At 57.5% G+C, this 12,850-nt stretch carries 9 protein-coding genes and 1 tRNA gene; 3 read left to right on the top strand and 7 right to left on the bottom strand.

The window, feature by feature from the left end; genetic code table 11:
- Positions 1-24 precede the first annotated feature (24 nt).
- A complete protein-coding gene (locus tag ACVWY8_RS10675) occupies positions 25-2,376 on the bottom strand; it encodes an AAA family ATPase (protein WP_457394719.1) in 2,352 nt (783 codons plus the stop codon).
- An 89-nt stretch (positions 2,377-2,465) separates the two neighbouring features.
- On the opposite strand from ACVWY8_RS10675, the gene ACVWY8_RS10670 reads away from it, so the two are divergent.
- Positions 2,466-2,924, top strand: coding sequence for a gamma-glutamylcyclotransferase family protein (locus ACVWY8_RS10670; RefSeq protein ID WP_414342279.1), 459 nt, complete (start codon positions 2,466-2,468; stop codon positions 2,922-2,924).
- Positions 2,925-3,222: 298 nt separating this feature from the next.
- Here the strand turns inward: ACVWY8_RS10670 and ACVWY8_RS10665 are convergent, their stop codons facing one another.
- The 4 genes from ACVWY8_RS10665 to ACVWY8_RS10650 form a co-directional block, all read right to left on the bottom strand.
- Positions 3,223-3,477 carry a DUF2283 domain-containing protein gene (locus ACVWY8_RS10665; protein ID WP_011433140.1) on the bottom strand — a complete coding sequence of 85 codons (255 nt, stop codon included), beginning with the start codon at positions 3,475-3,477 and terminating at the stop codon, positions 3,223-3,225.
- Positions 3,474-3,725 carry a DUF4258 domain-containing protein gene (locus ACVWY8_RS10660; protein ID WP_457394717.1) on the bottom strand — a complete coding sequence of 84 codons (252 nt, stop codon included), beginning with the start codon at positions 3,723-3,725 and terminating at the stop codon, positions 3,474-3,476. Before ACVWY8_RS10660 ends, ACVWY8_RS10665 begins: the two co-directional genes overlap by 4 nt.
- A gap of 134 nt (positions 3,726-3,859) precedes the next feature.
- Positions 3,860-5,041 (bottom strand): aldo/keto reductase, encoded by a 1,182-nt coding sequence (locus ACVWY8_RS10655; protein WP_457394714.1) that lies wholly within the window; start codon positions 5,039-5,041, stop codon positions 3,860-3,862.
- Between the two features lie 177 nt (positions 5,042-5,218).
- Positions 5,219-5,292, bottom strand: a tRNA-Asp gene (locus ACVWY8_RS10650).
- Between the two features lie 49 nt (positions 5,293-5,341).
- On the opposite strand from ACVWY8_RS10650, the gene ACVWY8_RS10645 reads away from it, so the two are divergent.
- The gene (locus tag ACVWY8_RS10645) at positions 5,342-5,845 is read left to right on the top strand and encodes a hypothetical protein (RefSeq protein WP_414342275.1); all 504 of its coding nucleotides are present in this window, start codon (positions 5,342-5,344) and stop codon (positions 5,843-5,845) included.
- A gap of 231 nt (positions 5,846-6,076) precedes the next feature.
- Here the strand turns inward: ACVWY8_RS10645 and ACVWY8_RS10640 are convergent, their stop codons facing one another.
- On the bottom strand, positions 6,077-7,738 hold the full coding sequence (locus ACVWY8_RS10640) for a protein kinase domain-containing protein (RefSeq protein WP_457394711.1): 1,662 nt from the start codon (positions 7,736-7,738) through the stop codon (positions 6,077-6,079).
- Between the two features lie 284 nt (positions 7,739-8,022).
- Between ACVWY8_RS10640 and alaS the strand changes: the two genes are divergently transcribed.
- Positions 8,023-10,677, top strand: a complete 2,655-nt coding sequence (alaS, locus tag ACVWY8_RS10635) for an alanine--tRNA ligase (protein WP_457394708.1) — start codon at positions 8,023-8,025, stop codon at positions 10,675-10,677.
- A gap of 163 nt (positions 10,678-10,840) precedes the next feature.
- Here the strand turns inward: alaS and dnaG are convergent, their stop codons facing one another.
- The gene (gene dnaG / locus ACVWY8_RS10630) at positions 10,841-12,781 is read right to left on the bottom strand and encodes a DNA primase (RefSeq protein ID WP_457394705.1); all 1,941 of its coding nucleotides are present in this window, start codon (positions 12,779-12,781) and stop codon (positions 10,841-10,843) included.
- Positions 12,782-12,850: the final 69 nt, after the last annotated feature.

The following is a 12,850-nucleotide window of genomic DNA, read 5'->3' as shown; positions in this document are numbered from 1 at the left end:
GGGGTTTCGACGGATCTGGAGCGCTTAATCACGGCCCAGGATCCAGGCAATAAGGGGGGGATCCCTGTGGTCAAGATAATACCGAACGGCTTGGGTCAGGTCGATTTCCAGGTCGCGGTTTTGGATGTCGGTGATCATCCTGTGCATAAGCTCCAGATGGATGCGGTCGTCTTGGGTGAGCAGAGCATACTTGCCATTGGGGCTGTTGTTGAGGGCGGCCAAGGCCGCTTGGGTGGCGGTAGCCTTTTTGGAAGGAGGCTTGAGGCGGGCATCCCGCAGCAAGAGAAACTGAAGCTTAGGGTGAGCAATCACCAATTGGTTGAAGTTATTGACCTGCCCATACATGCTGCCGGGATCCACTTGGATAAAGGCAATCACCCGCTTTTGTCTGGGGAAATAGAGGTGATCTGGAAGCTTGTGTTTGCCCAGCTTCAGGGCACTCATGGGGACAGGATGGATCCCTTGTAGGGCATTGCCGATGGTGCGCAATTTGCCGATATCGGCTGTGCTGTCGATGATCGCCTCTTGGGGATAGGCGGCGCGGAGCTGAGCCTCAGTGGTGCGGAGATAGGGATCCAGCGTCTCAACAAGATCGGCAGATGGGCTGGGATCCCGAAGGGGTGGAGATAGAACGATGGAGGGGCCGTGGGCAGGCAGAAGGGGGATGAGCAGTTGTTTGAGGGTTTGCAGCTCAGTTTCGAGCCGCTGGACACGGGCGGCTAGATTGCTGGCAGTGGGCAGAGCTTGTACCCGTGGGGGGAGAGGGATCCCGTTGATGTAGTGGCGATAGTAGGCTGAGGCCCGGTTGAGAATGGCCCGGATGGAGGGTTGGCTGAGGATATCGCTGAGGTCATCGGCGGTAAAGAGAGCTTGGAGGTGGATCCCTGAAGGCAGGCGGCTCTGGAGAAGGGCTTGAAGCTGGGGAAGAGAGGGGAGATCTAGGGAGAGGACGGTTTGGGAGAGGCGATCGACGGTAGCCCGGTCAAATTGGGTTTGGAAATGTTGCCAACGGTCGGGGAACAGATTGAGGATAAACAGACTGTTGGGGATACGGGTAAAAAGCTCTTTCAGGGCATCGCCCAAGTTGAGGAGGATATCTCGATTTTCTTCTCGGCCCAAAGCTTCCAATTGGTCAAAGACAATAATGAGAGGTCGGTCAAGCAGCGAGAGCCTGCCGATGACTTTCATTCCTTCTAGAGCAAAGGTGTTGCGGTCGAGATCTGCACTCCAGGGGGGCAACCCAATCAAGCCGGTATCCTCGGGATCCAGGTCGGTACCGCTGAGCCAGCGGATGATCTGTTGACGGCGGTTGGGATCCCTGTAGCTGCAGTATTTGATGATGCCCTTGAGAATGTTTTCGGTGGAACCGGTAAGGAAGTTTTGCTCTGCCCACCAGCGCAGAACCTGTTTTTCAATGGCTTGCCATTGTTGACGACGACGCTCGGTGCCTTCTGCTCCCAGGCGATGAAAGAGGTTGAGGGGATCCGCCGTGAGAAGGGAGAGAAGCTCTTCAGTTTTTGAGGTTTGGGGGAAGGTTTTCAAGATTTCCACAAAGGTCTTGGCAATCAAGTAGTCGAGCTGGGTGTGGTGATGGGCATCTACCCGTTCGCGCAGGGATTCCAGGGTGTGGCTGTAGATGTGGTGGTAGATGTTGTCGGGATGAGTGGGCTGAGGGATAAACAGGAGACGGTTGTGGCGCAGGAGGTTTTGGGCCACCCGCATGATCAGGTGGGTCTTGCCGGATCCAGGTTCTCCCAGTAAGACAACCCCTCGGCTCTGGTGGTTGGGATCCCGTTGGATGTCCTGTAGGGTGGCAGTGAGCTGCTGGTACTGAGGCTGATAGATGGTGGTCTCGTCGGGATAATGCTGAAAGGGATTGTCAACTCTGCTGTTGGCGAAAGGATTGGGAACATTCTGGGCTTTGAGCTGAGCGTGGGTGAGGTGGCGATAGAGGTGGTAGGTAAAGAGGGCATCGTAGCTGGCGTCGTGGGCCAGTTTGGAGTTGAAGTAACCGCTCTCCAGTTGGATCCCAAGATGTTTGCTCAGGTACTCGAGTCCGTAACCGGCGAGGTTGGGAAAACATTGCTTGGCGGCTGACCAAGTACAGAAGATGGGGTTAGGAAGCCAATCTTGGTTAACTTGGTCAAAGGCTTGTTTAAGGATTTTTAGGTCGTGATCTGCATGGTGGAAAACAAGGGTTTTACCTTGTGTCAAGCGCTGTAGATCCGCAACGATCTGGGTCAGGGGCTTGGGCTGGGGGTGGTGGGGCGAGTATTCTTGGGTGTAGGCATGGTAAATAAGCTTGCCGCTGCTGTCGATAAGGGCGATCTCTTCCAGGTTGGGGTTGCCCTCGGTGTCGATAACCAAGTAGCTCATGGAGGGGCGGGATCCCGTGATGCTAATGTGCTCAATATCTCAGTGTAATTCTGGGTAGGCGGGTTCACCCGACACCAAGGGAACTAGAGATGAGTGAGCAGTGGTATTTTGCATACGGAAGTAACCTAGATGCCCAGCAGATGGGACACCGTGCTGTTGATTTCAAGGAAGCTAGGCGTGCTCGTTTGCAGGGATACCGCCTGACGTTCAACAAGCGCGGCAACGATGGAACCGGCAAGGCCAACATTGTCCGGGATCCCTCTGGGGTTGTGTGGGGAGTTGCCTATCTGTGCAGCTCGGACAGGCTGGAGAGGATGGATCGGTATGAAGGAATTCCGGGAGGTCATTACCGTCGCCAGCAGGTTCAGGTTCGAAGCGATGAGGGTGAAGTGATCGAAGCAATGACTTACGTGGCGGGAGATTCATTCATTGATGATTCATTGATCCCAAGCGAGGGATATCTTCAAGGAATCTTGAAGGGGGCACGAGAGCATGGGCTTCCCCCCGACTACATTCATCAAATTGAAGCGATGGGGTTGGGTGGCTGAGAGCACTCTGTCCAAGGGAATTGAGGCTGCTGGCAAACAGGTTCCTGCCCCTGACCTTAAGATGGAGCCTCAAACCAGGTGGGTTGATCCCGAACGGTTTTGGCAGCGTCCAGATCCAAGAGAGTGCGGCCTATCCGATAAAAGTGACGGCACATCCGTTGGCAATCCGAAAGGTCGGCGACTGTTATCTCAATCACCTACAACCATGCCAAACAGGCCACAGTAAAAGGCTGGCCATCGCAATGGTACTCCTCTTGCGTCTACAGATGCGGTGGGGCTAGTGTTGCCAGACTCTCATCTAACTCAGTAACTGTTCTTGCAACACGGAGTTTCTCAATAAAACGATGTAGTCTTGAATCTCTTGCGGAAGCATTTTAATGTCGCTATCCATTTGTCGATGAACAGAGAGAACCTCAACTCCAACCAGTTGATTTTCCTTGTCGAAATCCAAAACAACCCCAGGGGCAATCTCCTCTGAGCTTTGGACTTGAGCTGTTGTCAAACGAATATATCCAGCATCCACATCAGGATCAAACTCGATGAAAGGTCTCATGGCAGCTTTTTCCCCATTGTTCGATCAAAAAAGATAGTCACCACTGTCCAAGGATCCGTTGATTCATCGTAAACAATCTTCAGGAGGCGATTGCCGTACTCCGGAATTCGACCATAGGCTTGCTTGAGCTGAGGATCTTTGGGATCCACTTGTACGTAGTCAGGGCAGCTCAGAACTCTCTCGATCCACTGGCTTGCGATCTCTTGTCGCTGCTGCAGCCGTCTCAACGCATGCTCAGACTCTAACACGAGCTACCCAAATGAGATAAGGAGCCGCTGGCGGGAACTGACAACTCTTTTTTTCCTGCGGTTAAAGAGTAAACCTTGCCATATCATCTTCTCCACCGGATCTCGACCGTCAAACGGGGGGATCCCTGAGCAAGCTAGCTCTGAGATAGGCGCTTCACCTCAGCTCCAGAGAGCAGGCGATGGGCTTCTTGCAACAAAGCCGGGATCCGGTCGCGGTGGGGGCTGTGGATAAGATAAGGTCGCAGGGCTTCGGCATCCACTTTGTCTGCCCGCTGGCCGGGGAGCCAACTGCCGGCATTGCCCAACAGGTTGTAACGGCTCTTGGCATAGTCCACCAAGTCATAGGCCAAGACCAAATTGCGCAGCAGCAGAATGAACGGGATATTCACTTGTCCGGGGGTTTGGTCGTAGCGAGGCAGGCCCTGGTGCCAAGTTTTGGCGTAGTGTTCCCCCACCTGCTCGATCAAAGCTTGCTCTAGGCGGGCCAGGATCGGCGGCAACAGCTCATCAGCCCGATCCAACAGCTCCACCGCCCGCAGGTGCTCATCAAAATCGCTGGGTCGGGCCGCCCCAATGCTGAGGGTGTGAACCTGGGGATGGGACAGACAGAACAGGTCGTTGAAGACCATCGGGCTGAGGGGTTGGCACAACTGCACCAGCTTGGCGGGCGGATCGTAAAGCTTGCCCCCCTTATCCGAGGGACTGATGATGAATACCCCCATATCCTGCTGAGCGGCGGCCTCAATGGCAGGCCAGTTGGTCTGGTTGACAAAATACCAGTGCAGGTTGACGTAATCGAAGCCCCCTGACTGTATGGCTTCCACAATCAACTCCGTTGGCCCATGGGTGGAGAAGCCAACGAAACGCACCCGTCCCTGCCGTACTAGGCGCTGACACACCTCCAGACACCCCCCTGGACGCAGGCTGTGCTCCAAGTCTTCCCAGGTATTCAACCCGTGGATGGCCAGCAGATCCACATAATCGAGGTTCAAGTAGCTCATCGATTGCTCGAACTTGGCCAGGAACTGCTGCGGGTCGGCGCTGGGGCCAATTTTCGTCTGCACAATCAGATCTTGCCGGGGAAAGAGCGGCAAAATGCGGCCCAACTGCATTTCAGAAGTGCCATAGCCGCGGGCAGTTTCGATGTGGTTGATGCCCACCTCCAAGGCCCGGCGAATCGTCGCCTCCAGGTTCTGCTGGCTTGCCGCTGGGATCCCTGACCAAGGAGTATCTTGCCAACTGTGTTGATAGCGCATGCCACCACAGCTCAGCACGGGCATAGACAGCTCGGTACGCCCAAATCTGCGATACTGCATGGTTTTTCCCCTGGACTAAGCCCCATTTTAGGGCGGGCTTTCCATACCCCACCGCCGAAACTTGAACCCTGAGCCGGCCGCATTGTGCAGCAGTCACCGTCAGAAATCAAGAAATCAGATCAGTCTGGAAATGTGAGGGCTGCAGGGGAGCGACTAAGCTAGAGTGTTTTAGGAGTACGGGGCTGACGGGGCTCGAACCCGCAACTTCCGCCGTGACAGGGCGGTGCTCTAACCAATTGAACTACAGCCCCAATCGCTGCGAATATCTATTCTGGATGTGGACGAGGATTGTTGTCAATCATGGTGGTTAGTTTGGCAGCACAGGCCGCAACCCTTGTGGATACCGCTCCGCAAAATGGGATCCCAACGGCGGCGATGCAACAGGTGGCGGATGTGCTCACTCAGGTGGCCCAACACCTGGATCACCTGCAATACACCACCTTGCGCTACCCCGATGGCGGCTGGCTGACGGTGCGGGTGGTCGAGGATCCTGCTGCTGGCGACTCATCCTCAGAGGGATCCCAGCCGACGACCCATCTGTGGATCCCGGCCTTCGGCCACCTGGAAGATGCCCACACCACGCTGGCAGAGCTTAAGGATCGAGCGCCGGAGCTGGAAACCGCTTCTTTTGGGGTCTTGGAGCTGTTGTTCTTGGCGTTGGGCCTTTCTCGGGCCGATGGTATTGTCTTTTACGACCAAGCTGGGGATCGGCAACAGGGCAAAACCGTAGCCTGCCGAGCTTTGATGGAACAGGTCAATCAATCGCTTCGCAGATGGGCCTCTCCACCCCCTTCAATGGCTTGAGCTCTTGAACTTTTCTCTTTTATGGTTTTGTGGTCATTTCGATTCAAACTAGGACAAAGCGTTGAATGCGGAGGGCCAGAAGGCTTTTCTAAGGACTCCGTCCCGCTGGCGCGAGCAGTAGCCCAGAGGTCTCATCCTAACCTGAAACAACTATAAAACTATTAAAGATCTATAAAGTTAAAGATCGCAACGCAAAATTCCAGATCCGCCAGATCCGCAATCCGCCCTGCGTCAACTCAAGATGGCCCCCTGTCGGCGGGCAAACTTCCGCAGCTTCTCGTCCATCCGTGCCCCCCGCAGATCTGCTTTGCAAAAGTTGGTAAAGCGCTTGCTCTTTTCTTCTGGGTATCGAGCCAAACGAACCCCACCGCCCATCGACCAGATCACCGAGCTGGCCACCACCAAGGCGATCCCAGCCGCTCCTAACGCATAAACCAAATTGCCCGTGGTCAGGCGGACAAGCAAAAAGGCCAGGATCCCTGAGCCCAGCAGCCCCCCCAAGCCTGTCAGGATCCCTCCCAATGTTTTGGCCGATCCAGACAGTTGGCTCAAAACCCGTAGCCAATGGGGTTGAGGGGTGTTGAAGAGGATGCCGCGCAGATCCGCCCCCTGCAAGTTGGCCCCTGAGAAATCGGCCCCCCGCAGATCGGCCTGGCGCAAATCATAGCCGGCTAGGTTTTGGTTGGCAAAGGACTTTCCCCGCAGATCCGCTCCCGCCATGGAAGGGATCCGCGGTGGGGTAGCCGGCTTGATCCGTCCGCCGCCTGTGATGCTGCTGGCTCGGCCCAGTTGGGTAAAACCGGTGGTGCTCCCCCACTCAGAGGGGATGGATAGCGGGCTGCTGGCTGTCATTCCCCCTGCAGTGAACTGAGGTAGGGGTGTGGGCGAGAAACCGCCTGAGCGGCGCTTGGCCCAGTAGCCGGAGATCACCGATGTGCTGGGATTGGCAGACAGGGGGGAGTTGGGCAACACAATCGGCTGAGAGATCGGGCCGCCTGCCTCTTCCACCGGGATCCCTTGCAGCGCCCGCAAGACCTCGGTGGCGGTGGCAAAGCGCTGATTGATGGCCGGCTGCAACATGCGGTGCAGAATGGCGTCGAATTCCGGGCTGAGCCGCAGGCAATCCGACCAATCCCACTGTCCCGTTTCATGGTTATAAAACTTGGCCGGAGATTCTAACGTCATCAAGTTGATGCAGGTGGCAGCCAAGGCATAGAGATCGCTAGAGGGACCGACCGCCTGGCCGGCTACTTGCTCCGGGGGAGAAAAGCCAAGGGAGCGGATTGCTGTCACTTCTGCCGCCTGCTCCTGGGCTGGCCCCAGTTCCTTTACGGCCCCAAAGTCGATCAGCACCAATCGGCCATCTTCTTTGCGACGAATCAGGTTGGCGGGTTTAATGTCTCGGTGAACCGTGTTGTGGCTGTGGACATAGCTGAGGATCAGCAGCACCTCCTGCATCACCTGCCGGGTTTGTTTTTCGGAGAAGGGCCCATTGCGACGCATTTCTTGGGAGAGGGTGGTGCCCTGGATAAATTCCTGCACCAGGTAGAACTTGCCGCCTTCCTGAAAGTGGGCGTAGAGCTTGGGGATCTGCGAATGTTCGCCCAGGCGCTCCAACACTTGGGCCTCGCGATTGAAGAGCTCCTCCGCCAGCTTGGCCAGTTGCGGGGATCCCTCGACCGGGCGCAACTGCTTGATCACCCGCCAAGGTTTGGAGGGCATGTCCTCATCCCGCGCCAAAAAGGTAGAGCCAAATCCCCCCTGGCCGATGCGCTTGAAGGCCCGGTAGCGATTGCGCAGCAGCAGGGGATGGCCACAGGAGACACAGGTAGAAGCGTCCGCCGGGTTTTCCGGTTGCAAACAGGCAGGGTTAAGGCAGTAGCAAGTGGGCATACCAGTTTGGGGTTACCGGCTGGCGATCCGGACAACCGAGACGGAGCCAAGAAGTCGGCAGGCAAGTTGTGAGAGATACATACAGGTTAGACCAAGAAGAAACAAATCTTGCACAACTGCCTCAGATAGGCTGATCTTAGCGTCTGCCCGCCCTGAGGTTAATCGGGCAAATCGCTTAGGTTTTCGGCGGATGGGGTTTGGTGGAACAGAGGAGAACAACAAGGGCTGGACTGCCCTGCAGAGGGAAAACTTAGAATTGATGAATACAGCCATCTTCGCCTGTCATGTTTCCAGCGCTTTCCGGTGCCGCCATTCGGCAAACTTTTCTGGACTTCTACGCCCAGCGGGGCCACCAGGTGTTGCCCAGCGCCTCCTTGGTGCCAGAAGATCCAACGGTGCTGCTGACCATTGCTGGCATGTTGCCCTTTAAGCCTATTTTCCTGGGGCAACGGGATCCGGAGTACCCACGGGTTACAACGGCCCAGAAATGTGTGCGCACCAACGACATCGAGAACGTGGGCCGAACGGCGCGCCACCACACCTTCTTCGAGATGCTGGGCAACTTCAGCTTTGGCGACTACTTCAAAAAAGAGGCCATTGCCTGGGCCTGGGAGCTGGTGACGGAGGTTTTCGGCCTGCCCCCGGAACGGCTGGTGGTGAGCGTCTTTCGCGAAGATGAGGAGGCTTTTGCCCTCTGGCGAGATGAGATAGGGATCCCGGCCCACCGCATCCAGCGCATGGGAGAGGCGGATAATTTCTGGGCTGCCGGCCCCACCGGCCCCTGTGGCCCTTGTTCTGAGATCTACTACGACTTCAAGCCAGAGCTGGGGGATGAGCGGATCGATTTGGAGGATGACTCCCGCTTTCTGGAGATCTACAACCTGGTGTTCATGGAGCTGAACCGGGATAGCGAAGGTCACCTGATGCCGCTGGCCAAGCAAAACATCGACACCGGCCTGGGGTTGGAGCGGTTGGCCCAAGTGTTGCAGGGGGTGCCCAACAACTACGAGACGGACTTGATCTTTCCCATCATTCAGACGGCGGCTGGGATCGCCGGGCTGAACTACTCCAAGGCCAACCCGGAGCAGCAGATCTCTCTGAAGGTGATCGGGGATCACGCGCGGGCAGTGATGCACTTGATTGCCGATGGGGTGCTCCCTTCCAATGTGGATCGGGGCTATGTGCTGCGGCGGCTGATCCGGCGGATGGTGCGCCACGGTCGGTTGCTGGGGATCGGCGAGCCTTTCACCATCCCGGTGATCGAGACCGCGATTCAGTTGGCCGAGGCTGCCTATCCTCAGGTGCGGGAGCGAGAAACCCTGATCAAGACCGAGCTGCAACGGGAGGAGGAGCAATTTCTCAAAACCCTGGAGCGGGGGGAACGGCTACTGCTGGATTTGTTTACTGCCGTCGAATCTTCCCGCCGTGACAGCGGCTCGCCAAAGCAGATCTCCGGCGCCGACGCCTTCAAGCTCTTCGATACCTACGGTTTTCCGCTGGAGCTAACCCAAGAAATTGCCCAGGAACACGGCTTCAGCGTGGATCTGGAGGGCTTTGAGCAAGAGATGGAGAAACAGCGGCAGCGGGCCCGCGCCGCCCACCAAACCATCGATCTCACGGCCCAGGGATCCCTGGACGAGCTGGCGGATTTCCTCAGCCAAACGGAGTTTTTGGGGTACAGCCAATCTTCTGCCCGCGGCGTGGTCGAGGCCCTGCTGGTCGGGGGAAAATCGGTGCCCCAAGTGGAGGCAGGGCAAGCAGTGCAGGTCGTTTTGGATCGCACGCCCTTCTACGCCGAGTCCGGCGGGCAAATTGGCGACCGGGGCTACCTTTCTGGGGACGGCCTGCTGGTGCGGATTGAAGATGTGCAAAAGCAAGGGGATCTGTTCGTTCACTTTGGCCGTGTGGAACGCGGGATCCTGCGGGTGGGGGATCCCGTCCAAGCCCAAATCGACCTGGCCTGTCGGCGGCGCGCCCAAGCCCACCACACCGCCACCCACCTGCTGCAGGCAGCCCTGAAAAGAATTGTCGATCCCTCGATTGGTCAGGCGGGATCCCTGGTGGCCTTTGACCGGCTGCGCTTTGATTTCACCCTATCCCGGCCAGTCACCCCTGAGGAGCTGGAACAGATCGAGAACTTGGTGAACACCTGGATTGCCGAGGCCCATGCTGCTCAAGTGGCGATCATGCCCCTGGCCGAAGCCAAAGCCAGAGGTGCTGTGGCCATGTTCGGGGAAAAATACGGCGCCGAGGTGCGGGTAATCGACTTTCCGGGGGTGTCGATGGAGCTGTGTGGCGGCACCCACGTCAACAACACCGCTGAGATTGGCCTGTTCAAGATCATCGCCGAGACGGGAGTGGCTGCTGGGATCCGCCGCATCGAGGCCGTGGCCGGGCCGGCTGTACTGGAATACCTGAACGAACGGGACAGGGTGGTGCGGGAGCTGAGCGCTCAATTTAAAGCCAAGCCCCAGGAACTGCCGGAGCGGGTTGCCGCCCTACAGGCGGAGCTGAAAGCTGCCCAGAAGGAACTGGAAGAGGTGCGCAGCCAGTTGGCCTTGCTACAGGCCGAAGGTCTGCTGGCCCAGGCGGTTGCCGTCGGAGATCTCAAGGTGCTGGTGGCCGAGCTGGGATCCACCACCCCTGAGGCCCTCAAAACCGCTGCCGAGCATCTGCTCCACAAGCTGGGGGAAGGGGCAGTGGTGCTGGGATCGGTGCCGGAAGCCGGTAAGGTCAGCCTGGTGGCTGCCTTTAGCCCTGCTGTGCAGCAACTTGGCCTGAAGGCGGGATCCTTCATCGGCGAGATCGCCAAACTGACTGGGGGCGGTGGTGGCGGACGGCCCAACTTGGCCCAAGCTGGGGGCAAACAGCCGGAGAAATTGGCAGAGGCTTTGCAGGTGGCCCGGGAGCGGTTGCAAGCGGAGCTGATCTCGCGCTAGGGGAGCGAAGCCCTTTTGAGCACCAACAGGCCGTCCATCAGCCACTACAGTCGTTCAGTTTAGAGTGCTGTTCAGTTTAGGGTGAGACACTCGGGCTATAGAGAGAAGCCTTCTGGCCGCGTATGGGGTTATGGGTTTAGTGTCCTAGTTTGAATCGAAATGACTATAAATCTTCGGCCAGTGGGGTTTCCGACGTGTCTTCCAGGCTCAGTTGCACCTGCCGCTGCAGCGCCTGAATCGCCTGGTATTCCTGCTGGATGCTGGCCTGGTACTGGGCGGCCAGGGCGGTGTTGCCTTCGGAAAAGGCTTGATCCCACAGTTGGGTCCAGTAGCGGTAGCGCTTCTGGCGAATTTCCAGCTCCATGTTGGCAATGGCGGCCCGCACCACCATCCGTGGACGCATCAGGGCTACGCGGGTGTTTTCGTCCAGCCAAAGCAGATGGCTGAGGCGCTCGTTGAGCTGCTCATCTTGGGCACAGAGGGTGCGCAAAGCCGTCAGCAAAGTCTCTCCCCGGTCTTCCAGCTCCGGCTGTGCCGAGATCAGCTCCAAGATCCGCTGCCACAGCTCCCGGTGGGGGCGAAAACTAAATTGCAGCTCTCGCTCCAGCAAAGTTTGCCGAATTTCGTGGCGATACTCGCCAAAATGCAGAAAGATCTGCAAAAGATGGGACTCAGATTGCAAGAGTTTGGATCCCTTATTGAGGGAAGGTTGCTGGGGTTTGGCCCAGCGGTACTGCCGCACGGCTCGGCGCAGGTCTTCTTCCAAATCTCGACTGAGGCGACCATTGCCCCGACTGAGCAGTTCTGCCACTTTGTGCAAATACAAAGAGCGCCACTGTCCACCCAAACCGGCCAGCAGTTGCACAAGGGCTTGACGGGCCTGCTGAAAATCGGTGGCCCGGCTCAGATCCCGACCGGCCAACACCTGTTCAATTCGCCAATCCAGCCACAGGGGGGCCTGCTCAATCAGGGTTTGCAGTTCAGAAACCGCTCGCGTCGGCGGGGCGGAGCCCCTGTGCTCCCGCAAAAACTCGTCGGCATCTTTGCCCTCAGGAAGGGTGAGAATGCGCAGCTCAATTTCTCCGCGCCGCGCTTGTTCTTCAACGGCTTCAATGGCTCGGTTGGCGGCGTTCAAACCGGCCCGATCCGCATCAAAATTGAGGATCAGCCGCTTCGACTGGGTGTAGCGCAGCAGGGTCTTCACCTGGTGGGGTGTCAAAGCAGTGCCCATGGCCGCTACAGCATAGGCAACTCCCGCCTGATGCAGGGCGATGACATCGAAATAGCCTTCCACCACCAGGACTTGATCGGCCTTGGCAATGGCATCGCGGGCAAAGTTGAGACCATAGACCACCTGGCTTTTGTTGAAGAGCTCTGTTTCTGGAGAGTTGAGGTACTTGGGCTGTCCTGACTCCCCCAAGGCTCTGCCGGCAAACCCGATCACCCGCCCCTGCACATCGAAAATGGGCAGCATGATCCGGTTGCGAAAGCGGTCGTAGTGGCCGGATCCCTGCTGGCGGGGAACCAGCAATCCAGCCTCTTCTAAAAGTTTGACCGGTTGGCGCTTGTGGTTGACCAAGTATTCGTAGAGAGATTGCCAGCCGGGGGGAGCAAAGCCGATTTGAAATTTTTGCAAAGTTTCTTCGCTCAGGTGGCGGCTGTGCAGGTACTGGCGGGCGGCGGATCCTAGTTGGGATCGGAGGGCATGCCGATAAAAATCGGCAGCCATGGCCAAAATCTCCAGCAGCTTTTCCCGGTGGGAGAGCTCCCGCTCATCAAGGGATCCCAAGGGCTGCGCCTCGGGATTGCGGGTGGGCAGAGGTATGTGGTATCGCCGCGCCAAGTGGCGCACGGCCTCAGCAAAGGAGAGATGCTCGGTCTGCATGACAAAGCGCAGCACATCTCCCCCTGCCCCGCAGGAGAAGCACTTGTAGATCTGCTTGCTGGGGCTGACCTGAAAACTGGGTTTGTGGTCGTTGTGGAAAGGGCAAAGCCCAACGAAGTTCTTTCCCTGCTTGCGCAGCACCACTTTTTCGGCCACCACTTCCACGAGGTCGGCCTTTTGGCGCACCAACTGAATGAAATCGGGGGGCAGACCGCTCATGGCTTCGGGGGATCCTGACCTTATGGTAGCCGGGGGAAGCTCGACAGGCCGTCTTTTGACCTGGCCCAA

Source organism: Thermostichus sp. OS-CIW-32, assembly GCF_054060415.1.
This window is presented reverse-complemented; position numbering and strand designations above follow the sequence as displayed.

Coding starts and splice junctions, on each gene's coding strand:
- ACVWY8_RS10675 (WP_457394719.1), bottom strand. CDS start 2,376: ATGAGCTACTTGGTTATCGACACCGAGGGCAACCCCAACCTGGAAGAG.
- ACVWY8_RS10670 (WP_414342279.1), top strand. CDS start 2,466: ATGAGTGAGCAGTGGTATTTTGCATACGGAAGTAACCTAGATGCCCAG.
- ACVWY8_RS10665 (WP_011433140.1), bottom strand. CDS start 3,477: ATGAGACCTTTCATCGAGTTTGATCCTGATGTGGATGCTGGATATATT.
- ACVWY8_RS10655 (WP_457394714.1), bottom strand. CDS start 5,041: ATGCAGTATCGCAGATTTGGGCGTACCGAGCTGTCTATGCCCGTGCTG.
- ACVWY8_RS10645 (WP_414342275.1), top strand. CDS start 5,342: ATGGTGGTTAGTTTGGCAGCACAGGCCGCAACCCTTGTGGATACCGCT.
- ACVWY8_RS10640 (WP_457394711.1), bottom strand. CDS start 7,738: ATGCCCACTTGCTACTGCCTTAACCCTGCCTGTTTGCAACCGGAAAAC.
- alaS (WP_457394708.1), top strand. CDS start 8,023: ATGTTTCCAGCGCTTTCCGGTGCCGCCATTCGGCAAACTTTTCTGGAC.
- dnaG (WP_457394705.1), bottom strand. CDS start 12,781: ATGAGCGGTCTGCCCCCCGATTTCATTCAGTTGGTGCGCCAAAAGGCC.